Annotated in this window: 19 protein-coding genes, 1 tRNA gene, 1 pseudogene and 2 riboswitches; of the genes and pseudogenes, 11 read left to right on the forward strand and 10 right to left on the reverse strand. The window is 62.5% G+C overall.

Translation table 11 applies throughout. The features are described from left to right. Positions 1-18 precede the first annotated feature (18 nt). Complete coding sequence (locus BXE_RS21520) at positions 19-216, reverse strand: hypothetical protein (protein ID WP_038457158.1); 198 nt, start codon at positions 214-216, stop codon at positions 19-21. A 132-nt stretch (positions 217-348) separates the two neighbouring features. Between BXE_RS21520 and BXE_RS44465 the strand changes: the two genes are divergently transcribed. Continuing rightward, positions 349-1,160 (forward strand): IS5 family transposase gene (locus BXE_RS44465; RefSeq protein WP_407668610.1). Its coding sequence is split into 2 segments (ribosomal slippage): positions 349-685 and positions 685-1,160, totalling 813 coding nucleotides; the frame shifts between segments, so codons are not numbered across the junction. An 81-nt stretch (positions 1,161-1,241) separates the two neighbouring features. Here the strand turns inward: BXE_RS44465 and BXE_RS48215 are convergent. The 6 genes and pseudogenes from BXE_RS48215 to tnpA all read right to left on the reverse strand — a co-directional run. Then, positions 1,242-1,286, reverse strand: a pseudogene (locus BXE_RS48215) (hypothetical protein); the annotation flags it as partial. Beyond that, on the reverse strand, positions 1,277-1,471 hold the full coding sequence (locus tag BXE_RS48220) for a DUF6527 family protein (protein WP_407668625.1): 195 nt from the start codon (positions 1,469-1,471) through the stop codon (positions 1,277-1,279). The gene BXE_RS48220 and the pseudogene BXE_RS48215, both read right to left, overlap by 10 nt. A gap of 121 nt (positions 1,472-1,592) precedes the next feature. Continuing rightward, the gene (locus tag BXE_RS21530) at positions 1,593-2,651 is read right to left on the reverse strand and encodes a hypothetical protein (RefSeq protein ID WP_193352952.1); all 1,059 of its coding nucleotides are present in this window, start codon (positions 2,649-2,651) and stop codon (positions 1,593-1,595) included. A 55-nt stretch (positions 2,652-2,706) separates the two neighbouring features. Then, entirely contained in the window at positions 2,707-4,287 is a 1,581-nt protein-coding gene (gene tnpC, locus BXE_RS21535; protein WP_011487049.1) for an IS66 family transposase, read from the reverse strand. A gap of 89 nt (positions 4,288-4,376) precedes the next feature. After that, positions 4,377-4,730, reverse strand: coding sequence for an IS66 family insertion sequence element accessory protein TnpB (tnpB, locus tag BXE_RS21540; RefSeq protein ID WP_011487048.1), 354 nt, complete (start codon positions 4,728-4,730; stop codon positions 4,377-4,379). After that, a complete protein-coding gene (tnpA, locus tag BXE_RS21545) occupies positions 4,730-5,197 on the reverse strand; it encodes an IS66-like element accessory protein TnpA (RefSeq protein ID WP_011490266.1) in 468 nt (155 codons plus the stop codon). Before tnpA ends, tnpB begins: the two co-directional genes overlap by 1 nt. Before the next feature lie 44 nt (positions 5,198-5,241). Here tnpA and BXE_RS21550 point away from each other — a divergent pair, with 44 nt between their 5' ends. Next, positions 5,242-5,916: a helix-turn-helix transcriptional regulator gene (locus BXE_RS21550; protein ID WP_148222972.1), complete on the forward strand. Its 675-nt coding sequence runs from the start codon at positions 5,242-5,244 to the stop codon at positions 5,914-5,916. A gap of 218 nt (positions 5,917-6,134) precedes the next feature. Here the strand turns inward: BXE_RS21550 and BXE_RS21555 are convergent. Further along, positions 6,135-6,210, reverse strand: a tRNA-Arg gene (locus BXE_RS21555). A 277-nt stretch (positions 6,211-6,487) separates the two neighbouring features. Here BXE_RS21555 and BXE_RS21560 point away from each other — a divergent pair. After that, positions 6,488-7,384: a c-type cytochrome gene (locus tag BXE_RS21560; protein ID WP_011490268.1), complete on the forward strand. Its 897-nt coding sequence runs from the start codon at positions 6,488-6,490 to the stop codon at positions 7,382-7,384. Positions 7,385-7,498: 114 nt separating this feature from the next. Here the strand turns inward: BXE_RS21560 and BXE_RS21565 are convergent, their stop codons facing one another. Continuing rightward, positions 7,499-9,589, reverse strand: a complete 2,091-nt coding sequence (locus BXE_RS21565) for a UvrD-helicase domain-containing protein (RefSeq protein ID WP_011490269.1) — start codon at positions 9,587-9,589, stop codon at positions 7,499-7,501. Between the two features lie 325 nt (positions 9,590-9,914). Between BXE_RS21565 and BXE_RS21570 the strand changes: the two genes are divergently transcribed. After that, positions 9,915-10,964, forward strand: coding sequence for an oxidoreductase (locus tag BXE_RS21570; protein ID WP_011490270.1), 1,050 nt, complete (start codon positions 9,915-9,917; stop codon positions 10,962-10,964). 215 nt (positions 10,965-11,179) lie between these two features. Beyond that, the gene (locus BXE_RS21575; protein WP_011490271.1) at positions 11,180-11,530 is read left to right on the forward strand and encodes a hypothetical protein; all 351 of its coding nucleotides are present in this window, start codon (positions 11,180-11,182) and stop codon (positions 11,528-11,530) included. Between the two features lie 90 nt (positions 11,531-11,620). Here the strand turns inward: BXE_RS21575 and BXE_RS21580 are convergent, their stop codons facing one another. Continuing rightward, positions 11,621-12,424: a hypothetical protein gene (locus tag BXE_RS21580; RefSeq protein ID WP_011490272.1), complete on the reverse strand. Its 804-nt coding sequence runs from the start codon at positions 12,422-12,424 to the stop codon at positions 11,621-11,623. A 121-nt stretch (positions 12,425-12,545) separates the two neighbouring features. Then, a riboswitch (glycine riboswitch) is annotated at positions 12,546-12,647 on the forward strand. A 33-nt stretch (positions 12,648-12,680) separates the two neighbouring features. Beyond that, a riboswitch (glycine riboswitch) is annotated at positions 12,681-12,832 on the forward strand. Positions 12,833-12,912: 80 nt separating this feature from the next. Between BXE_RS21580 and gcvT the strand changes: the two genes are divergently transcribed. The 6 genes from gcvT to BXE_RS21610 all read left to right on the forward strand — a co-directional run bounded on the left by gcvT (position 12,913) and on the right by BXE_RS21610 (position 22,117). Further along, positions 12,913-14,031 carry a glycine cleavage system aminomethyltransferase GcvT gene (gene gcvT, locus BXE_RS21585; RefSeq protein WP_038457156.1) on the forward strand — a complete coding sequence of 373 codons (1,119 nt, stop codon included), beginning with the start codon at positions 12,913-12,915 and terminating at the stop codon, positions 14,029-14,031. A gap of 64 nt (positions 14,032-14,095) precedes the next feature. Then, positions 14,096-14,476, forward strand: coding sequence for a glycine cleavage system protein GcvH (gcvH, locus tag BXE_RS21590; RefSeq protein WP_011490274.1), 381 nt, complete (start codon positions 14,096-14,098; stop codon positions 14,474-14,476). A 75-nt stretch (positions 14,477-14,551) separates the two neighbouring features. After that, on the forward strand, positions 14,552-17,488 hold the full coding sequence (gene gcvP, locus BXE_RS21595; RefSeq protein ID WP_011490275.1) for an aminomethyl-transferring glycine dehydrogenase: 2,937 nt from the start codon (positions 14,552-14,554) through the stop codon (positions 17,486-17,488). Positions 17,489-17,627: 139 nt separating this feature from the next. Then, entirely contained in the window at positions 17,628-18,758 is a 1,131-nt protein-coding gene (locus tag BXE_RS21600) for an alginate lyase family protein (RefSeq protein WP_011490276.1), read from the forward strand. A 29-nt stretch (positions 18,759-18,787) separates the two neighbouring features. After that, entirely contained in the window at positions 18,788-20,176 is a 1,389-nt protein-coding gene (locus BXE_RS21605) for an L-serine ammonia-lyase (protein WP_011490277.1), read from the forward strand. A gap of 216 nt (positions 20,177-20,392) precedes the next feature. Beyond that, positions 20,393-22,117 carry a thiamine pyrophosphate-binding protein gene (locus tag BXE_RS21610; protein WP_011490278.1) on the forward strand — a complete coding sequence of 575 codons (1,725 nt, stop codon included), beginning with the start codon at positions 20,393-20,395 and terminating at the stop codon, positions 22,115-22,117. The last annotated feature ends 79 nt before the right edge of the window (positions 22,118-22,196 follow it).

Here is a 22,196-nt window from a genome sequence, read left to right on the forward strand (position 1 = left end):
CGAGGAGCTTGCACCGTATCATCCGTTGCGAGCGAGCAGTATGAATAGCTCGAGCTGTCCCCAAACAATCTTGCCCGACGAATCAGTTTTCATGAACAGCAGGAAGGCGAACTTGCCGACGCCATCCGTAAGCGTGAAGGCAATGGAAGGCTCGTGCCGCTTGACCGCCTCGAGAAATGCGGGGTGTAGCCCGGTAAAATTGAATTCAGTTGCCAACTTTTTTCCTCTTGGCTTGCGCGTGGTTTATCAACATTGGCGCTTAGACGCTGTTGCGAAATTAAGTTTTGGGTCTGTTAACTTTTCCGGCTTGGTGTTAACTTTCTGTCTTGTTTTGCCTGACAGGAAGCGATGCCTAAAGAACTGATAGACGACGAATTGTGGTTACTCATCGAACCACTGCTGCCTGCGCGAGCACCACGCAATCGCCAGTTTGCGGGCCGCAAACCGAAACCCGACCGAGCGGTGCTGACCGGCATCGTGTTTGTGCTGCGCTCAGGCATTGCGTGGAACCTTCTGCCGCAAGAAATGGGATGTGGTTCAGGCACAGCTTGCTGGCGACGGCTCGTCGCGTGGCAAAAGGCAGGTGTCTGGCAACACATTCACGAAGCGTTGCTCGCCGAACTGCGTCGCCGTGGCGAAATCGATTTCTCGCGTGCGCTCGTCGACAGCTCATCGATTCGCGCCGTGCTGGCGGGAAAAAAACCGGCCCGAATCCCACGGACCGGCGCAAGCTCGGCAGCAAACACCACCTCATCGTCGACGCGCAAGGCATCCCGCTCGCGGTCATCCTGAGCGCGGCGAACCGGCACGACATTACCCAGCTTGATGCGCTGGTCGATGCCATTCCGCGCATCCGGGGCAAGCGGGGTCGTCCCTTGCACAAGCCGCGAATCGTTCAGGGCGACCGGGGCTACAGTTCCGAACCCCATCGGCAACGCTTGCGTGAGCGAGGCATCACGCCACTACTCGCAAAAGTCGGCGCGCCGCATGGCAGTGGGCTCGGCAAAACACGTTGGCCAGTCGAGCGTTCGATTGCGTGGCTTCACTCGTTTCGACGGCTCAAGATTCGTTACGAACGCTATGCGCATGTTCACGAAGCATTCCTGTCTTTGGCTTGCGCCTTAATTTGCTGGACGCGCCTAAAGCCTCTGTTTAACTAATTTCGCAACAGCTTCTTAGTCGGAAGTTTGCGCGAGGTTGCCGGTCATCACTGGCGCGGGACCGGGTTCGGGCGGCTCTCATCACCGGGCTTCGCACCAGCGAAGCGCGCCTTGCTTCAGCCAGAAATGTGAGCGGCAGCCGACTCTGTGCGGTCAACGGACGGAGTCAGGCTCGGAGGGTGTCTGCTTTCTTGCGTGAGAGCCCACCGCGGACGTTGCCCTTCAATCATCGGCAACTGGATGCTATCCCCCCCGTATCCACATGGACAGCGGAGGGCAGCTAGCCAGTAATGGCCGTTCTCGCCGACCACAATTGCGAAGCATACTGCAAGCGAAGTTGTGGACAAAACCGTCTAGTTGCGCCCCGCCGTGTAGATGTCGGTTGCAGACGCTAGCGCGGTCGACCCTTGGACCCTCGTAGAAAGGGGCAGCTTACGAGGGAGCTATCTGTGCCTGCGCCCGAGTTATCGCTTCCTGAATCGACTGTTTCGCCCATGGCGGCGAAAGTGCGTCAGAAATTTCAGCGAAGTAAGTGTCGTTCCCATCGAACTTTGCATCGGGCAGAGTCCACGCATGGTCCCTCGAGCGCTCATAAACCACAAGGCCTTCAGGACAGAGCCTTAGCGAGAACTGACAGTCCCGCCGGGACTCCTCGTCAAAGGGCGCTAGGAATTGGCCTTCTGGCTCCAACACTTGCTGCGCAAGAAAACGCAAATTTCGACGCAGACGGAACATGGCGTCAGTCACCTTGCCGGGCGTTGATGCACTTGTGACCCCGCGTCCCGGCGAGGAGTAGGCCTTTCCACCAATGATTAGTGGCGCTTCAATTCCAGATTTCCGGAGCATCTTGCGGTCATTGTCGTCAAACTGACGTTCAGGAATCAGCGTCCCCCTCAGTCGGTAGGGCTCAACAACAACCGGCCAGTTTCTAGCCACCACTCGAATCAAGTCTTCGCGTGCAAACAACAACGGGTCGCCTGAGTGCGGAAGAACGTCGATAAAAAGCGCTGCGTCTGCAAAGAACATCGCAAACAGCAGGTAGTTGCTTCGAGACGAAAAGTATTGGTCGGTAGATGCTTCTCCCAGATGCAAGTGATGGATGCCCCAGTCCGCCCACAGCAAGTCGGTTCTTTCGCTCCGATTCTTGCCGCTGGAATCAAACCGAAGAAGTCCCTTGCCCTGGAACGGGTTGATGTCATCGCCATTTCGAATGGCCTGTTCAATTGAACGAAGGGCCTTGACTGTGGGCTCATCAAGCGACTTCGGAAAGTTATCCGATGCATAGATTTGGCGTGGACGAGGGTCGATTGTCCGCAGCCGGAAATCCATCCACCGAAGCAACGGAGTTTGCAGGCCGGCGACGGCTAGGCTGTGCTTCAATCCGAATCCGGTGATAAGTTCCGTGGCAATCTCGTCAACATTCTTCAGAAACTCACCTGTCAGTTCATCTGTAAGCGCGCGATCTAGCACACCGAGTTCATAGGGGTGCACGGAGGTTGACGTGCCAGGCGGCGGCGCATCGATCGGCAAGGCGACCAGATCAAGCTCAACGAGCGGCGGTGGTCAGTTTTGCAAGGTGGAACGGCAAGAGGTCGGTCACGTCAGCATCCGGTTCGCGCTTCGGTAGTTCGGTGAGTACGTGCACGAGGTAGGCGTAGGGTTCGACGTTGCAAGCCCTGCAGGTCAGCATAAGACTGTAGATCATGGCGCTTGCCTTCGCGCCGGCAACCGTGTCACTGAACAGCCATGAATTTCTGCCGGTACAGAATGGACGGATGTCTCGCTCGATGACGTTATTGTCGATGGGGGCCAGCCCGTCGCTCACGTAGCGACACAGATACGTCCACTGGTTTCGCGTGTATGAGATTGCCTTGCCCAGCAGACTTTCTGGCAGGACTTGCGGTGCCTGGTCGTCCAGCCACTTTCTGAATGCTTCGAGTAGTGGCACGCTGTGTTGCTGACGCAGGCGGTATGTGTAGTCAGCGCGCGTCTCGCCTTCGGGCAGATCGGCTTTGGTGAGCGTTTCGACCTGATACAGCGCCTTGAAGTATTCCAGCGCCTGCGCGGCACGGCCACCGGGTTTCTTCATGCCCTTGAGCGCTTCAACGAAGGCGCGACGGGCGTGAGCCAGGCAGCCGAAGTGCGTGGGGCCTTCGAGTGTGCGCCAGGCGGCATAGCCATCCGTCATCAGCAGGCCTTGATAGCCCGCGAGGAACGCTTGAGGATATTCCTGCCCGCGCCCCGGCTGGTAGTCGAACAGCACAACCGGCTGCGTGCTGCCGTCGGCACTGCGATATGTCCACATATACGAGGTGCTCTGCGCAGCACGGCCGGGTTCCTTGAGTACCTGCACCGTTGTCTCGTCACCGTGAATCAGCGGTTGCGACAGCAGTGTCCTGTGTAGAGCCTCATAGAGCCGGCTATAGTGCAGCTCGGCGGGCCGGATGATCCAGTTGGCCAGTGTGCCGCGTCCAACTTCAATGTCGGCGCGCCCCAATGCGTTGGCCATCCGGTATAGCGGTGTTCCGTCGACATACTTGCCGGCAGTCACGGTGGCGATCATCGCCGCACTCGCGTTGCTGCCCGGCAATGGCTGCGCCGGCATCGGTGAGGTGATCACCGGCGTGCGTTCGGCGTGGCGCTCGCAGTGCCGGCACGCGTACTTGAAACGTACATGCTGCAGCACCGAGGCCTTCGCCTCGATATGCAGCTGTTCGCTGATCTCTTCACCCATACGGTGAAGCTCGTGTGCGCAGCACGGACATATCTTCTGGTCATCAGGCAGGTCGTATTCGATGCGCTGACGTGGCAGATGGGCCGGTAGCGGTTTGCGCCCAGGACTGCGCCGTGGCGGTTGCGGCGCATCGGGCAGGCCAGTATCGGGCAGTGTGAAGGTGTCGGCAGCGACGTCCGCGTCATGCGCTTCGGTCGCAGCGATCTGCTCAGCCTCGTCGAACACACGATCGCGTAGCCTCTCACTGCTCGGGGCGAAACGTTGGCTCTGCGCCAGGCGGAACTGCTCCTCTAGTTGGGCAATACGTTCGCCCAGCTGCTGGTTGCGTGACTCCAGTTCACGGATATAGGCCTGGGCGGCGGGCGGCAATCGGGAGAAGTCGTCTTCATTCATGCTCCCAGGATAGTCGAATGCCGCGCGCTACAGGTTTACGGAGATTTGTAACAGTCCCTCGCGCGCGTTGCTGGCCGGCAGGCCGGTCATTAGCTGGCGTGGCGGTACCGCCGCGCCGGATGACGGCACATTGCCTCGATGTCGATACCCTCGAGCAGCCAGCGTAGCTGCTCGGTCGTCAGTTCGATCACCGCCTGTTGCCGACGCGGCCAGATGAAGTGATCTTCTTCCAGACGCCGCAACATCAGCCAGAAACCGTTGCGCTCGTAAAGTAGCAGCTTGATCCGGTTGCGTCTGCGGTTGTGGAAGGCGTACACGGCACGCGCAAACGGGTCCAGTTGCATGGATTGCTCGACCAGCGTCACCAGACTGTTGATGCCTGCCCGGAAGTCGATTGGCTCGCGGTGCAGGAACACCTTCAAATCAGCTTCGAAGCGAAACATCAGCGCCGTCCCAGTGCCGCGATCATGGCGCTCACGAGCGCGGCGTCGCGTTCCGAGCATTCGAGCTCAAGCTTTACGCCATTGGGCAACTGGGCCGACAGCCATGCTGACGCTGGTGAGCGCGAAGACAGATGCGATGACCGCTGTTCTGGCTGCATGCGCACAGAATGCATCGACGCAGGCGCCGGCGCCGTATCGGCGATGGCGACGACCGGCACGAACGCCGACGGTGAAGCGGCCATGCCGTCGTTGCTCATGCGCGTTTGCGCCTGCCGATGCAGCCGAACCCATTTACGCAGTTGATTGGCGTTCACCCCGGCCTTCAACGCCAGACCGGACAATGACGCACCGGGCTGCTCGCAGGCCTCGACCAGCCGCCGCTTGCCTAGAGGATCGAAGCTGCGCTTGCCACCCACGCCAACGCGGGTCACCCGCAGGGGCAAAAATGAAAGGTCATCCTGGGTCATAAATTGCGTCCGCAAGTTGTGAGTTGCGGACGCAATCGTGGATCTTGCTGGACTCAAAAGCTAGGTGGGGAAAATTTCGCGCTTACCTTTATGCCGACGTCGCCATCAACTTTGCCCAACACCTCGGCGTCGGCAAAGGTGCCTTGTCTGGTTGGATGAGCGGCGATGTGAAACCGAGCCTACCGCGTCTCGTGCAAATAGCATATTGCTGCGGCTGCGCGGTGTCGGACGTCATCCTTGGAAACACGGTGATGCTGAGGCGCGTGCCCCTTTCGTCACCATTAGGTGCTTTATCCCCTAAGGAACGCGACGGCTTCAAGAAAGGTAAGGAGTCGCTGCTGGCTGAACTGGACGCTATTGTTGAATCTGGCGCGGCGTCCAACGCGAAGGAAGCCGCCGACCAATTGCGAGTCTCAGAAAAGTACCTCAGGCGGCTGGCACCGACTCAGTCGGCGGTGCTTGTTCAGCGTGGAGCGGAAAGCCGGCAGACACAGACACTCAGTCGCCGTGAATTCCGCTTCGATGCTTTCAATCAGTCGTTCTCCACCTTGGCCGCACAAAGAGGCTTCTTGCCATCACGGCGCGCTGTTTTCGCGGACGCATTCGAGCGAACTGGTATCCGTTTTCGCTTCAACGAGGGGCAGGATTTTCTGCGTAGGGCTCGTGCGCTCGTCGAGAATCAAATGTCTCGGAAAATTTCGCCTCGCAGAGCACCCTAAATTCGGTTGGGCGAGGCATAGCATGGCGCAATCGGACGCCATGGGTCCGCGCCTCTGGAGGCTGCGTCCGGGTCTGAAAGGGGAAACCGATGTGGACTAAGACGAAGGAACAATCCGCGTTCGGACTTTCAGCGCTCGAAAAACAATCAGCTCGTGTCGTAAACGACAATAAGAGGTGAACTGGACAGCGCAAGCCCTTGTTCAAAATCCACTCTTTTTGGTGCGCCCGGCTGGGATCGAACCAGCAACCCCTGCCTTCGGAGGGCAGTACTCTATCCATTGAGCTACGGGCGCTTCACCACGAAAGCGCGGCAACCAGAACGGATGCGACGCCAAAGCGAGAGACCGAAAGAATACCCGGTTTCGGCCACACCGTCCACCGGACGGCCTGAATGACAGCACGCGGCGCCTTCCGGCCGCTCCTCGCGATGCGGGTAAACGCCTGCTGAACACCTCGCCGCGCCCCTCGCCGCCGTCGAAATCTTGCGTCTATAATCGTCCGTGGCTGATTAAAGAACAAGAAGTTGCCGTCACGCTGTACCGCTCACATTCCCACGGAGACGAGACAAGCATGAGCGAAGCACCACACGGAGCCCCGATCAAAACCCCAGCACAGCTCATCGCCGCGGTCATCGCCGGGTTTGCTGTTCCGATCATCATCATCGTTCTGCTGGCGGTCTACGTCGATAACTCGACGCGCACCGGCGCCGGCACCGACTCTCTCTCCGAAGCCGAGGTCACCGCCCGCATCAAGCCGTTCGCCCAGGTCGACATTCGCGACGCCAATGCGCCGCGCGTCTACAAGACCGGCGAAGAAGTCTACAAGGCCGTTTGCTCCGCGTGTCACGCGTCGGGCGCCGCGGGCGCGCCGAAATTCACCAATACCGCCGACTGGGCACCGCGCATCGCGCAGGGCTTCGACACGCTGCTGCACACGGCGCTCACCGGCAAGGGCGCAATGCCGCCGCGCGGCGGCACCAGCCCGGACGACTACAGCGACTTCGAAATCGCCCGCGCGGTCACCTACATGGCGAACAATTCCGGCGCGAGCTTCCCGCAACCGGCTGAGCCGGCTGCGGGCGCCGCAGCGGCATCCGGTGCGGCCGCAGCCGCAGCGACCGGCGCTTCGGACGCGGGCGCGGCCCAGGCCGCCGCAGCTATGGCCGCAATGGCCAGCGTGCCGCAAGCGGCAGCGCCGGCAGCCGGCGGCACGCAAAGCGCGGATGCCTCGCAAGCCGGCAAGGCGCTGTATCAGCAAGTCTGCCAGGCCTGTCATGCCGCCGGCGTGCTGAACGCACCGAAGTTCGGCGACAAGGACGCCTGGGCGCCGCGTCTGAAAGACCCCATCGACACGGTCTACAACTACGCGCTGCACGGCAAGGGCGCCATGCCCCCGAAGGGCGGCTCGAATGCCTCCGACGCGGACGTGAAGGCCGCCGTCGACTACATGGTCAGCGCAGTGAAGTAAAACGAACCGTGGCGTGAGCCACGTCGCAAAAAATCCCTGCCCGCGGAAACGCGGAGCAGGGATTTTTTTATCGACCGTAGATGGGCGCTATAGCCAGATCAGCGGCTTCACCGCTCAAGGCTTCTGCAACAGCGCCTTCAAACTCGCGAGCCGGTCTTTCGGCGACATCGGCGCTTCTTCAGGCGTCGGCGGCGGAGCGTCGTCGAGCAGCATTTCGGGAATGAAGCGCGACGGCTCGCACACCACCGTTTCGCGCGCGCGTTTGCGCTTCTTGCACCAGTTCAGATGCAAACTGCGCTGGGCACGCGTGATCGCCACATACATGAGCCGGCGCTCTTCTTCGATGCGCGCGTCGTCGATCGGCTCGTCGTCGGGACCGCCGCGATGCGGCATGATGCCTTCTTCCACTCCGACCAGAAACACGTGCGGATACTCGAGCCCCTTCGACGCGTGCACCGTCGAGAGCCGCACCGCGTCGGGATCTTCCTCGCGGCCTTCGAGCATCGACATCAGCGCGACGGTCTGGATCAGACCCAGCAGACTTTTGCCGGTGTCGCCGAGACCATCGGCGGTGTCGTAGCCGGTGGCTTCGTTCGCCGCGGCGCCCGTCGGCTCAGCCTTGGTGCCTTTGCGTTTCAACCACTCCATGAACTCCAGCACGTTCTGCCACTTGGACTGCGCCTGACGTTCGTCGAACGCGTCGTACAGGTAGGCTTCGTAGTGGATGGCGTCCATCAGTTCGTCGAGCAGCGTGCCGGCGGCGTCTTTCTCGGCGCGATCGGTGAGGCGCTGCATGAAGTCGCAGAACACGCGCATGGGTTCGATCTGCCGCGGCGACAGGCGCGCCTCGATGCCGCCCATATACACGGCTTCGAACAGCGACACCTTGGCCTGACCCGCGAACGAGCCGAGCGCCTCGAGCGTCGTATTGCCGACGCCGCGGCGCGGCGTGGTGATCGCGCGGATGAACGCGGGGTCGTCGTTCGCGTTGGCGATCAGGCGCAGATAGGCGCAGATGTCCTTGATTTCGGCCTTGTCGAAGAACGACTGGCCGCCGGACAGCACATACGGAATCCGCTCACGCCGCAGCACCTGTTCGAAGATGCGCGCCTGGAAATTGCCGCGATAGAGGATCGCGTAGTCGCGGAAATTCGCGCGCCGCTCGAACTTGTGCGCCGACAGACGAAACACCACGGACTCCGCCTCGTGTTCTTCGTCGTTGCAGGGCGTGACGGTGATCGTGTCGCCCATGCCGTGTTCGGACCACAGCTTCTTTTCGAACAGCTTCGGATTGTTCGCGATCACATTGTTCGCGGCGGTCAGAATGCGCACCGTCGAGCGGTAGTTCTGCTCCAGCTTGATCAGATGCAGCTTCGGAAAGTCCTTGCTGAGCTGCCCGAGATTTTCGAGCGTCGCGCCGCGCCAGCCGTAAATGGCCTGATCGTCGTCGCCCACCGCCGTGAACGCAGCGCGCTTGCCGGCCAGCAGTTTCACCAGTTCGTACTGGCAGGCGTTGGTGTCCTGATACTCGTCGATCAGCAGATAGCGCAGCTTGTTCTGCCAGCGGTCGCGCACCTGCTCGTTCTTCGCGAAGAGCTCGGCGGGCAGGCGGATCAGATCGTCGAAATCCACCGCCTGGTACGCGTGCAGCGTGGCCACGTAATTGCGGTAGACGATCGCGGCCTGATGCTCGTCCTCGTTCGCCGCAATCGCAATCGCCTGCTCGGGCATGATCATGCCATTCTTCCACAGCGAGATGATCGACTGGATCTTGCGGATGAAACCCTTGTCCGTCGAGCCGACCTGCTCCTGGATCATGCCGAAGCAGTCGTCCGAATCCATGATCGAGAACTGCGGCTTCAGGCCGACGTGTTCCGCCTCCTGCCGCAGAATCTGCACGCCGAGCGAGTGGAAGGTGCACACCGTCAACTGGTTGACGGGCACTTTGCGGCCTTCCTTGCCTGGCGTGGTGAGCGTCTTGCCTTCCAGCAGCTTGCCCACGCGCTCGCGCATTTCCAGCGCGGCCTTGTTCGTGAACGTGACGGCGGCGATGTGGCGCGGCTCGAAGCCCTTGGCCTCGATCAGGTGCGCGATTTTCTGCGTGATCACGCGCGTCTTGCCGCTGCCTGCGCCGGCGAGCACGAGACACGGACCGTCGAGATAACGGACCGCTTCATTTTGAGCGGGGTTCAGGCCTGCGGACATCGTCTGTGGATGGGTGATGCGGTTAAAGCGGCGGTTGAGGGCGCGGCGGCGCGAAACGCCGGCCGAAGGCCCGGGGGCATGCTGCGCGGCGCCGGCTGCCGGAACAGGCGCCCCGCGCGGTGCGCGGGGCGTGCCGGCCCGCTGTGCAATCGCGCGAGAGGAGCGATGTTAACACGGATGCGCGCCACCGTTGCCCGCGTCCCACGACGCTCACCCGGACCTCGACGACCCTGCCGGTCCGCCTCCCGGACATGCCACAATTGCAGTGTTGCGCGCCGCCGCCGCGGTGGCAAAGCGGCGCGCCGTTTTTTGCAGGAAGACAAGCATGTCCGCATCGCTGAAGATTGGATTGATGGGTTACGGTTTCGCCGGCGCGACCTTTCACGCGCCGGTAATCGCGCACTGCGGCCGCGCGAGCGTCGCGGCCATCGCCACGAGCCAGCCCGGGCGCGCGCTCGCCGACTATCCGCATACCAAGGTAGTGGCCGACCTCGACGCATTGCTGGCCCTCGACGAAATCGACTGCATCGTGATCGCCACGCCGAACGACACGCACTTCGAACTGGCGCGCCGCACGCTGGAAGCGGGCAAGCACGTGGTGGTCGACAAACCGGTCACGCTGAATGCCGCCGACGCGCGCACGCTCGCCAACATCGCGCTCGCCCGCGGCAAGCTCTTCATGCCGTTTCACAACCGTCGCTGGGACGGTGATTTTCTGACCGTGCGCGATCTGCTCGCGAGCGGCGAATTGGGACGGATCACGCAATACGAATCACATTTCGACCGTTTCCGGCCGGAGGTGCGGCAGCGCTGGCGCGAGGAAGCGTCGCGCGGCGGCGGCTTGCTGCTGGACCTCGGGCCGCATCTGGCCGACCAGGCGTTGGCGCTGTTCGGCACGCCGCAGAGCGTGCTGGCCACGGTGCGCACACATCGCGACGAGGCCAGCGCGCCGGACTACGTGCATATCCAGCTCGGCTACGGCGAGTTCGAAGTCGTGTTGCACGCCAGCGCGTTGACCGCCCTGGTCGCGCCGCGGTTCACGATTCACGGCACGCGCGGCAGCTACATGAAATACGGGCTCGACACACAGGAAGATCAGTTGAAGGCCGGCCTGCGGCCCGGCGACGAAGGCTTCGGCGCCGGCAATGCGGCAGGCGTGCTGCGCGTGCTGGAAGGCAATCAGGAAGTGGAGCGCGAGTTGCCGACGCGTAACGGAGATTACGTGGGCTTCTATATCGCCGTGGCCGACGCCATCCAGAACGGCGTGAAGTTCCCGGTCAGCGCGCAGGATGCCGTCGACGTAATGACAATTATCGAGCTCGCCGCCCGCAGTTCGGAAGAAGGCGTCCGGCTGCCGTTTGAACGGGTTCGCTGACCCGCTTGCCTGCGTGCCGGTACGGCTTGCGTACCTAAAACAGTACTCGCCGCCCGCGCCGCGCAGGCCGCAATCTAACAAGCCCGAAAGGAATCTAACAAGCCCGAAAGGAACATAACGTTACAAATAAGGCCGCGCTCCCGGTCAGCGTGGTCCGGCAGTCAGCCGTTGCTTTCCGAGTAACAACACAAACGACAACGACTTCCGGAGAGTTCATGCCCCGTTCCATCCGCGCGCTTGCCGCGTGCGCCCTGCTCAGTTCCCTCGCCGCCTGCGTGGTGGCGCCTCAACCCGCGCCGGCCCCGCGCCCCAATCCGCAACAGATCGCGGATCAGCGCCTGCATCAGGTCGACGGCCGCATCGATAATCTCGGCCGCCGTATCGATAACCGCGTGAATCAGGGTTATTACCCGCCCCCGCAAGGCGGCGCGCTGCATCATCGCCTTGACGTGATCCGTCAGGAAGCGCACGACATGGCCGCGCAACACGGCGGCGGCCTGTCCAGCGAAGAACAGCGCGTGCTGAATCAGGAACTGGACAACGCGGCACACGCCATCGGCGAATAAGGCGAACGGGTTTGGCAGTCCCAGCGGGCGGTGCGCAGATAGCGCGCCGCCCGTCGACGCTTGCCGCCACGGCTATCCGCGCGCACGGAGCTACTTCACCGTGCGGGTTTTCAGGGAAGCGAAGACCTGCATGTATTCTGAACGGCCGGTGGCGACCGCCGCCATTTTCAGCGCATCCAGCATGATCAGCTGCTCGCCGATCCGGTCGGCTCCCGGATAATTCAGCGGCAAACACATGGGGTTGAAAGACTTCACGCGCCACTGTGGTTCGGTCGCCAGAATCAGGGAAAGAAGCCGCTCGATCACAAAAACCTTGACGGCCGTTGGGCCGCTGCTGTGGTTGGTCGTCTGGTTGAGCGCCTGGGCGAAAGGCGTATTGCTCTGTTCCGCGATCTGGAAGATCCGTTCGGCCTTGCTGAGCCAGTGCCGCCAGAATGGCGGCTTAGCCAGAAAATAATTGCAGAACACGGTGTTGGTCGAATCCATCACGAGCGTATCGAGGTCGATGCCCGGTACGAGCAGCCGCGCACTCTCCACGAACGCTGGCCACACTTCCGAGTGGGAGTCGGCGCCCTGCAGGAAGATGTTCGGAAATAACGCAGCGGCATCGAAAAACGGCGAGAAGGTCACGATGTCGGGCGCGGCGTCGGCGGAATCGTTCAGAAACTGATGGACGTCTGCTGCCATGAGTCCCGTTTTCGATCGGAATTTCGGCGACAGGAAGCCGTAATACGTGTCACTGTCCAACGGCTCGTCGATCAGATAATTTCTGATCGGCCAGTACTCGCACCAGTCCGGCCGCCGATTGGAGTTATTCAGTGGAATGAACCCGGCGTCGAGATTTCTGCGGGTCTGTTCTGAATAAAAAATTTGATATATGCGGGCTTTCTGCATCGTTACGAGACAATTCTGATGGCGAGATCAGTTTAGCGAAGCACCTACCGCAATCGTCTCGGCCAATTCTGAAATAGCGATGCGGGTTATTTGACAAGGACTAAGGGCTCGCGTACATTCGCCGTACGCGTCGGGAGAGCGTGCTGGCCGCAGAAAACCGTAGGCCGCGCCGCCGAAGGGGCACACCCGCAAACTCTCAGGCAAAAGGACCGACCGCGTCGAAAAACCCGCGTTGAGGCAACATCAAGGCACCGGTTTTTCGCACTCTGGAGAGCGGCAGTAGCCGTCTGCATCGTTCAATCGAGCAGATTGGCAGGCTGCCCACCGAAGGGGCGCGCGTTTCACCGTGGCGGACTCACGTTCTCACGGCAACGCAATCTCTCAGGTATCGAGGACAGAGGGGCCATGCAACGCATCGCTCGCAGCCGTCAGGCCGCGAGGCGTAGCGCCGCATGGCCTTTTTTGTTTCGCGAGATGCCCGAGGCCCCATGACCGAACTCAAACACACCCCGCTCAACGCCACCCACCGTGCGCTCAATGCCCGCATGGTCGATTTCGGCGGCTGGGACATGCCCGTCAACTACGGCTCGCAGATCGACGAACATCGCGCCGTGCGCACCGACGCCGGCATGTTCGACGTCTCGCACATGTGCGTGGTCGATTTCACCGGCGAGCGCGTACGCGCCTTCTTCGAATATGCGCTGGCCAATAACGTCGCCAAGCTGCAAACGCCCGGCCGCGCGCTGTACTCCTGCCTGCTGAACCCGAACGGCGGCGTGATCGACGACCTGATCGTTTATTACTTCGGCGAAGATCACTTCCGCGTGGTCGTCAACGCCGGCACCGCCGACAAGGACATCGCCTGGTTCGGCCAGCTCAACGCCGAAGGCGGCTTCGGCCTGACCATCACGCCGCGCCGAGACTACGCGATCGTCGCCGTGCAAGGCCCGAACGCTCGCGAAAAAGTCTGGCAAACCGTGCCGGCTACGCGCGCCGCCACCGAGGCGTTGAAGCCGTTCAACGCCGCCCGTATCGCAGACACGCCGTTCGGCGAATTGACCGTTGCCCGCACCGGCTACACCGGCGAAGACGGCTTCGAAATCATCGTGCCGGCGGATCACGTGGAAGCGCTGTGGAACGCGCTGCGCGCGCAAGGTGTGCGCCCGGCCGGCCTCGGCGCGCGCGACACGTTGCGCCTCGAAGCCGGCATGAACCTGTACGGCCAGGACATGGACGACAATGTCTCGCCGCTCGACGCCGGCCTCGCCTGGACAGTCGACCTCACCTCGCCGCGCGACTTCGTCGGCAAGAGCAAGCTGGAGGCGGGCGGTTCCCAAGCCGCGTTCGTCGGCCTGATCCTGCTGAAGGAAAACGGCAAGGCGGCAGGCGTGCTGCGTGCTCATCAGAAAGTCGTCACACCGCAAGGCGAAGGCGAAATCACCAGCGGCACTTTTTCCCCGACCATGCAGGAATCGATCGCCTTTGCGCGCGTGCCGAAAGGCGTGCAGCCGGGCGACACCGTTCACGTTCAGATTCGTGACAAAAACGTTCCCGCAAGCGTGGTAAAACTGCCGTTCGTGCGCAATGGCAAAGTGCTCGCGGTTTAAGCAAACCGGCGCGTGCGTAGTCCACTTTAAGTTATCCCCGAATCACACCGCATAGGAGCATCCGATGAGCATCCCGGCCGATCTGAAATACACCGAATCGCACGAGTGGGTCCGCACCGAAGCGGACGGCACACTGACGGTCGGCATCACCGACCACGCGCAGGAAGCGCTCGGCGATATCGTCTTCTTCGAAGTCCAGGAACTGGGCAAGACCGTGAGCGCGGGCGACACCGTCGCCGTGATCGAATCGGTCAAGGCCGCTTCCGATATCTACGCGCCGGTTTCGGGCGAGATCATCGAAGCGAACAGCGCCGTGGCCGATACGCCTGATCTGGTCAACAGCACACCGTACGAAAGCTGGCTCTTCAAGATCAAGCCGGCCGCGGACGCCGCGCTGGACCGTCTGATCGACGCCGACGCATACAGCAAGTCGATCGGCGCCTGATTCACCATTCGTTAAAGTCAAACCGTCAGGTGCGGCGGCCGTCAGGCATGGCGCGCCGCACCGCCAGGAACACCCATGAAGCTCGAACACCCGGATCGTCTGATGAACCGCACTCCTCTCTCGCTCGCCGCGCTCGAAGTGCATGACGCCTTCGCCGAACGGCACATCGGCCCGGATTCGGCCGACCAGCAAGCGATGCTCGAAGCCCTCGGCTTCGCGTCGCGCGCCGCGCTGATCGACGCCGTCATTCCGAAGACGATCCGCCGCACCGAACCGCTGCCGCTCGGCCCCTTCGCGCAACCGAAAAGCGAAGCCGAAGCGCTCGCCACGCTGCGCGAGCTCGCGGACAGGAACCAGGTGTTCCGCTCGTACATCGGCCAGGGCTATTACAACGCGCACACGCCGACGGTGATCCTGCGTAACGTGCTGGAAAATCCGGCGTGGTACACCGCGTACACGCCGTACCAGCCAGAAATTTCGCAAGGCCGTCTGGAAGCGCTACTGAACTTCCAGCAGATGATCGTCGACCTGACGGGTCTGGCGATCTCGAATGCGTCGCTGCTCGACGAAGCCACGGCCGCGGCCGAGGCGATGACGCTGCTGCAACGCATCGGCAAGCCGAAGTCGAACGTGTTCTATGTGGCCGACGACGTGCTGCCGCAAACCATCGAAGTGGTGAAGACGCGCGCCACGCCGGTGGGCATTGAAGTGAAAGTGGGCCCGGCTGCGGACGCGGCGAACGCGAACGCGTTCGGCGTACTGCTGCAATACCCGGGCGTGAACGGCGACGTGCGCGACTACCGCGCCCTGGCCGAAGCGATCCACGCCGCGGGCGGCCACGTGGTGGTCGCCGCCGACCTGCTCGCGCTGACCGTCCTCACGCCGCCGGGCGAATGGGGCGCGGACGTGGCCGTCGGCAACACGCAGCGCTTCGGCGTGCCGGTCGGCTTCGGCGGCCCGCATGCGGCTTACCTCGCCGTGCGCGACGAATTCAAGCGCCAGATGCCGGGCCGCCTCGTCGGCGTGACCGTCGACGCGCAAGGCAACCCCGCGCTGCGTCTCGCGCTGCAAACGCGCGAACAGCATATCCGCCGCGAGAAGGCCACCTCGAACGTATGTACCGCGCAAGCATTGCTCGCGATCATGGCCAGCATGTACGCCGTGTATCACGGCCCGCACGGCCTGAAAACGATCGCGCTGCGCGTGAACCGGATCGCCGCGCTGCTGGCAGAAGGTGCGAAGCAACTCGGCTACACGCTCGTCAACGAAACGTTCTTCGACACGCTCACATTCGAAACCGGCGCGCGCACGCAAGCGCTGCATGACGCCGCGCTTGCGAAGCGCATCAACCTGCGCCGCGTGAGCGACACGCAAGTGGGCCTGTCGGTCGACGAAACCACCACGCGCCGCGATCTGGCCGATCTGCTCGAAGTGTTCGCACAAGCCGCGGGCGCCAAAATCGTGCCGCAAGTGGACGCGCTCGACTCGACCATCGCCGCATCGGATACGGCATCGGTGCCGCCCGCGCTCGAGCGCACCAGCGCGTATCTCACGCACCACGTATTCAACCGCCATCATTCGGAAACGGAAATGCTGCGCTATCTGCGCAGCCTGTCGGACAAAGACCTCGCGCTCGACCGCTCGATGATCCCGCTCGGCTCGTGCACGATGAAGCTGAACGCGACCTCGGAAATGCTGCCGGTCACGTGGCCTGAATTCGGCCAGATCCATCCGTTCGCGCCGGCCGAGCAAACCGTCGGCTATCGCGAAATGATCGATCAGCTCGAAGCGATGCTGGTCGCGGCCACCGGCTACGCTGCCGTGTCGCTGCAACCGAATGCCGGCTCGCAAGGCGAGTACGCGGGCCTGTTGATCATTCACGCGTATCACGCGTCGCGTGGCGAAGCGCATCGCAATGTCTGCCTGATTCCCGCTTCGGCGCACGGCACGAACCCGGCCTCGGCACACATGGCCGGCATGCAGGTGATCGTGGTGGCGTGCGACGCGCAAGGCAACGTCGATATCGAAGACCTGAAGAAAAAGGCCGAACAGCACGCCGACAAACTCGCGGCGATCATGATCACGTATCCTTCCACGCACGGCGTGTTCGAGCAGAACGTGCGCGAAATCTGCGAGATCGTGCATGCGCACGGCGGTCAGGTCTACGTGGACGGCGCGAACATGAACGCGATGGTCGGCCTCACTGCGCCGGGCCAGTTCGGCGGCGACGTGTCGCACCTGAATCTGCACAAGACGTTCTGCATTCCGCACGGCGGCGGCGGACCGGGCGTCGGTCCGGTCGCGGTCGGCGCGCATCTCGCGCAGTTCCTGCCGAATCAGATCTCGTCGGGCTACGAACGCGCGCCGAACGGTATCGGCGCCGTGTCGGGCGCACCGTACGGCTCGGCGTCTATCCTGCCGATCTCGTGGATGTATATCGCGATGATGGGCGCGAAGAACCTCACCGCCGCGACCGAAACCGCGATCCTCAACGCGAACTACGTCGCGAAGAAACTCGCGCCGCACTATCCGGTGCTGTATTCGGGCCCGGGCGGACTGGTCGCGCACGAGTGCATTCTCGACCTGCGCCCGATCAAGGAAACCAGCGGCATTACCGTCGACGACGTCGCCAAGCGTCTCGCCGACTACGGCTTCCATGCGCCGACCATGAGCTTCCCGGTGCCGGGCACGCTGATGGTCGAGCCGACCGAATCGGAATCGAAGGAAGAACTCGACCGTTTCATCGAAGCGATGATCGCGATCCGCGAGGAAATCCGCGCAGTCGAAGAAGGCCGCTCGGACCGCGAGGACAATCCGCTGAAGCATGCACCGCATACGGCGGCGGTGGTCATCGCGAATGACTGGAAGCATGCGTATGCGCGCGAAACCGCGGCGTATCCGCTGCCCACGCTGATCGCGAAAAAATACTGGCCGCCGGTCGGCCGCGCGGACAACGTGTACGGCGACCGCAATCTGTTCTGCTCCTGCGTGCCGATCGCCGATTACGAGTAAGCGCGATCGCCGCCGCGCATCGCCCGCTGTCTCGAAAAGAGGCGGCAAGGCGGTGCGCGGTTCTCTCCTGAGTTCTCTGTCGCTCCTGGCCGCAAACGGCTAACATCACACACCGAATCAGCCTAACGAGGAGTTTCGCATGGCGCGAAAGGTGCGATTGATGCAAAGCCCGACCGGAGCAAGGCGGGCCCGGACGTGGCGACAGGCCTGCACACTGATGTTGGCTGGCGCGGCCGTGCTGCTGCCGCTGCGGCAAGCGCAGGCCGCAATGAATTTTTGTGCGGCGCCCGCACTGCAAACCAGCGAACGCACGAACGCCGATCCCGGCGTGAAAGCACTGGTCAGCAACGTGCAGGCCCATCTGAACGATCAGCCGCATGCGCTGGCGAAACTGCATACCGAAGGCACGCTGCCGCACGAAGGCATTTACGACCAGAGCGTGGAAGCAGAGAAAGATCTCGATCTGTTGCGCGACGCCGCGCTCGCCTGGCGCGCCACCAGCGACGACCGGTATCTCAAGCTCGTCGACCGCCTGCTGTTCGCGTGGGTCACTACGTATCAACCGAGCTTCAATCCGATCGACGAAACCCGTTTCGAAGGGCTGATTCTCGCGTACGACATGACCGCGAGCGCGTTGCCGGTGAAAACGCGCAATGCGTCGATGGCGTTCCTCACCAAACTCGCGAACGGCTACATCGGCCAGATCGACGCGCAGCCGCGGCCGCTCAAAGGCACGTTCAGAAACAACTGGCAGAGCCATCGGGTCAAACTGATCGCGATGGCCGCGTTCACGCTCGATAACCGCAAGATGATCACCGCGGCGCAGCGCCTGTTCGTCGAGCATATCGGCGACAACATCGAGCCGGATGGTTCGACTATCGATTTCAGCGAGCGCGACGCGCTGCATTACGTCACCTACGATCTGCAGCCGCTCGTGACAGCCGCGCTCGCCGCGCGCCGCCATAACCGCAACTGGCTGCCGGAGAAAGGCACGGACGGCGCCTCGCTGGAAGCCGCGCTGAACTGGCTGGCGCCGTACGCAGCCGGCAACAAGACCCACGAAGAATTCGTGCATTCGAGCGTTCCGTTCGACGCAAAACGTCGCGAGGCTGGCTTGCCCGGCTATTCGGGTCAGTGGGACCCGAAGAACGCGACGGAACTGTTTCATCTGGCGGCGCGCCTCGACGGGCGCTATACGCCGATCGCGCTGCAGCTCGCACCCACGCCGCCTGCCTGGCTCGCCGTGTGTTTGCCGCTGCCGGCGCGATGAACCAACTATCTATAAGCAGGGAGCAGTAAATGGCAGTCAGCGTGTTCGACCTCTTCAAAATCGGCATTGGTCCGTCCAGTTCGCATACGGTCGGGCCGATGCGCGCGGCGCTGATGTTCGCTCAAGGGCTCGAACGCGATGGGCTGCTCACTGCGACCGCATCGGTGAAGGTGGAGCTGTATGGCTCGCTCGGCGCGACGGGCAAGGGGCACGGTACCGATCGCGGTGTGATGCTTGGCCTGATGGGCGACGCACCCGACACCGTGAATCCGGACACGATCGCCGAGCGGCTGGAAGGCGTGCGCGTGTCCCGCAAGCTGGCGCTGCTCGGCGCGCATGACGTGCCATTCGTGCAGAAAGATCAGATTGCGTTCTATCGTCAGGCGCTGCCCGAGCATCCGAACGGTCTCAAGCTGCGCGCTTACGACGCGCAGGGTGAGACATTGCGCGAGTCGACCTATCTGTCGGTGGGCGGCGGTTTCGTGGTGACGGCGGGCGCGCCGAACACGAAGGTGCTGAGCGCCGTCGATCAATTGCCGCACTCGTTTCGCAGCGGCAACGAGTTGCTTGCGCTGTGCGAATCGACCGACAAGAGCATCGCCCAGTTGATGTGGGAAAACGAGCGCGTCTGGCACACGGAAGAAGAAACGCGCTCCGGCCTGCTGAAAATCTGGGACGTGATGCAATCGTGTGTCGCACGCGGTTGCGGCATCAACAATCCGGACGCCGACGGCAACCTGCCCGGCCCGTTCCAGGTGAAGCGCCGTGCGCCGCAGTTGTATCGCGCGCTGTCGGGCAATCCTGAACTGGCGCTGCGCGATCCGCTTTCAATGGTCGACTGGATCAATCTCTACGCGATCGCCGTCAACGAAGAAAACGCCGCCGGCGGCCGCGTGGTCACGGCGCCGACCAACGGCGCGGCCGGCATCATCCCGGCAGTGCTGCATTACTACACGCGCTTCATGCCGGGCTCGAATCAGCAGGGCGTGATCGACTTCCTGATGACCGCTGCGGCCATCGGCATTCTGTACAAGCTGAACGCGTCGATCTCCGGTGCCGAAGTGGGCTGCCAGGGTGAAGTGGGCGTTGCCTGTTCGATGGCGGCGGGCGCGCTCGCCGCTGTCATGGGCGGCACGCCGCGGCAGGTCGAGAACGCTGCGGAAATCGGCATGGAACACAACCTCGGTCTGACGTGCGACCCGGTCGGCGGCATGGTGCAGATTCCGTGCATCGAGCGCAATGCGATGGCGTCGGTGAAGGCGGTCAATGCGGCGCGCATGGCCTTGCGCGGCGATGGCAGCCACTACGTGTCGCTCGATTCGGTGATCAAGACCATGCGCGAAACCGGCGCGGATATGAAGACCAAGTACAAGGAAACGTCGCGCGGCGGGTTGGCGGTGAATATCGTGGAGTGTTGAGTTGTGCGCTGTGGGCTTTATGACCGATGACGACGCGGGCTATGAGGCCCGCGTTTTTATTTGCGCGCCGCGTTATGCGCGAGCGCCACGGTTGCGCCGCGCCGTGACAGCGCGGGCGCTGCCGGCGTAAGCTGTCGGAGCGCCCCATCGGCCAGCGTCCGGTCGAGGCTTGCATTCTCACATCGCACTCATGCACTGCCTGGAGGCTTCATCGCAATGTCGCAGCCGAATGCTCCCGTTTCTGTTTCCGGCTCCGCCGCCGCTCAAACCACCGGCGCGCGTCTCGTCGTCGATGCTTTGCTGACGCACGGTGTCGAGCGTGTTTTCTGTGTGCCGGGCGAAAGTTTTCTCGCCGTGCTCGATTCGCTGCACGATGAAACCGAACGCATCCAGACCATCGTTTGTCGTCATGAAGCGGCTGCGGCGAATATGGCGGAAGCCGTCGGCAAATTGACCGGCCGGCCAGGCGTGGCGATCGTCACACGCGGACCGGGTGCCACGCATGCGTCGATCGGCGTACACACCGCGTTTCAGGATTCCACGCCGATGATTTTGCTGATCGGCCAATGCGCACGCGAGCATCTCGACCGCGAGGCTTTCCAGGAAATCGACTACCGGCGCATGTTCGGTCAGATGGCGAAGTGGGTCGCGCAGATCGACGATCCCAAACGCATTCCCGAATATCTGAGCCACGCGTTTCACACGGCGACATCCGGACGGCCTGGACCCGTCGTGCTGTCGTTGCCGGAAGACGTGTTGAGCGACGCGTGCAACGCCGTGGCCGGCGCGCCCGCGTATCAGCGCGTCGCGGCGTCGCCTTCGACGGCGCAGATCGAGAAGTTGCGCGGGTTGCTCGAAGGCGCGCAACGGCCAATGGTGATCGCGGGCGGCAGCGGCTGGACGCCTGCTGCGTGCGCGGACTTTCAACGCTTCGTCGAGAACTGGCAACTGCCGGTTGGCCTCGCGTTCCGCTTTCAGGACACGCTCGACAACGAGCATCCGAACTATGCCGGCGACGTCGGCCTTGGTATCAATCCGGCGCTGACGCAACGTATCCGCGAAGCCGACCTGTTGCTCGCAATCGGGCCTCGCCTGGGCGAAGCGACCACCAACGGCTATACGCTGCTCGACATCCCGAAAACGAAGCAGACGCTCGTGCATGTGCATCAAGGCGCGGAGGAATTGGGACGCGTGTATGCGGCGGATCTGCCGATCGTCTCCGGTATGCCAGAACTGGCGGCAATGCTTGCGGAGTTGGAGCCTTCGTCCGAGCAACTTGCCTGGTCTGGGGCCGCGAGCGAGGCGCATCGCGCGTATCTCGACTGGCGCAAACCGCGTCGCATTCCGGGCGACGTGCAGATGGGCGAAGTGATCCAGCAGTTGCGCGCGCACCTACCGGATGACGCGATTCTCACCAACGGCGCGGGTAATTATGCGACGTGGCTGCATCGGCACTTCTCCTATCGCCATTACCGTTCGCAACTCGCGCCGACGAGCGGCGCGATGGGTTATGGCGTGCCGGCGGCGATCGCGGCGAAGTCGATGTATCCGCAACGCGCGGTCGTGGCGCTGGCCGGCGACGGCTGCTTCATGATGTCTGCGCAAGAACTCGCGACGGCGATGCAGTACGACCTGCACGTGCTATTCATCGTGCTGAATAACAGCCAGTTCGGGACGATCCGGATGCATCAGGAGCGGCATTATCCGGACCGCGTGCACGGCACCGGACTCACGAATCCGGACTTCGCGGCGTTCGCGCGTTCGTTCGGCGCGCATGGTGAGACGGTGGAGCGGACCGAGGATTTTCTGCCTGCGCTGAAGCGTTCGATCGAGGCGAAGCGTGCGGCGGTGATCGAGATCCGCATGCCGCAGGAAGCGAGCACGCCGGGGGCGACGCTGGAACAGATTCGCGAGCAGGGGAGGAAGATGCGCGGGGAGTAAACGGGTCGTCGTGTGATTGCCAGATGTAGTGAGGCGGCAAACAAAAAGCCCTGCGGTTAGAGAACCGCAGGGCTTTTTT

The sequence above is a fragment of the Paraburkholderia xenovorans LB400 genome (genome assembly GCF_000013645.1).
Lineage (GTDB): Bacteria > Pseudomonadota > Gammaproteobacteria > Burkholderiales > Burkholderiaceae > Paraburkholderia > Paraburkholderia xenovorans.

Bases quoted from the DNA above. Each gene is read 5' to 3' on its own strand.
- tnpC (WP_011487049.1), bottom strand. From the start codon at position 4,287: ATGAATGAAGACGACTTCTCCCGATTGCCGCCCGCCGCCCAGGCCTAT.
- tnpB (WP_011487048.1), bottom strand. From the start codon at position 4,730: ATGTTTCGCTTCGAAGCTGATTTGAAGGTGTTCCTGCACCGCGAGCCA.
- tnpA (WP_011490266.1), bottom strand. From the start codon at position 5,197: ATGACCCAGGATGACCTTTCATTTTTGCCCCTGCGGGTGACCCGCGTT.
- BXE_RS21560 (WP_011490268.1), top strand. From the start codon at position 6,488: ATGAGCGAAGCACCACACGGAGCCCCGATCAAAACCCCAGCACAGCTC.
- BXE_RS21565 (WP_011490269.1), bottom strand. From the start codon at position 9,589: ATGTCCGCAGGCCTGAACCCCGCTCAAAATGAAGCGGTCCGTTATCTC.
- BXE_RS21570 (WP_011490270.1), top strand. From the start codon at position 9,915: ATGTCCGCATCGCTGAAGATTGGATTGATGGGTTACGGTTTCGCCGGC.
- BXE_RS21575 (WP_011490271.1), top strand. From the start codon at position 11,180: ATGCCCCGTTCCATCCGCGCGCTTGCCGCGTGCGCCCTGCTCAGTTCC.
- BXE_RS21580 (WP_011490272.1), bottom strand. From the start codon at position 12,424: ATGCAGAAAGCCCGCATATATCAAATTTTTTATTCAGAACAGACCCGC.
- gcvT (WP_038457156.1), top strand. From the start codon at position 12,913: ATGACCGAACTCAAACACACCCCGCTCAACGCCACCCACCGTGCGCTC.
- gcvH (WP_011490274.1), top strand. From the start codon at position 14,096: ATGAGCATCCCGGCCGATCTGAAATACACCGAATCGCACGAGTGGGTC.
- gcvP (WP_011490275.1), top strand. From the start codon at position 14,552: ATGAAGCTCGAACACCCGGATCGTCTGATGAACCGCACTCCTCTCTCG.
- BXE_RS21600 (WP_011490276.1), top strand. From the start codon at position 17,628: ATGGCGCGAAAGGTGCGATTGATGCAAAGCCCGACCGGAGCAAGGCGG.
- BXE_RS21605 (WP_011490277.1), top strand. From the start codon at position 18,788: ATGGCAGTCAGCGTGTTCGACCTCTTCAAAATCGGCATTGGTCCGTCC.
- BXE_RS21610 (WP_011490278.1), top strand. From the start codon at position 20,393: ATGTCGCAGCCGAATGCTCCCGTTTCTGTTTCCGGCTCCGCCGCCGCT.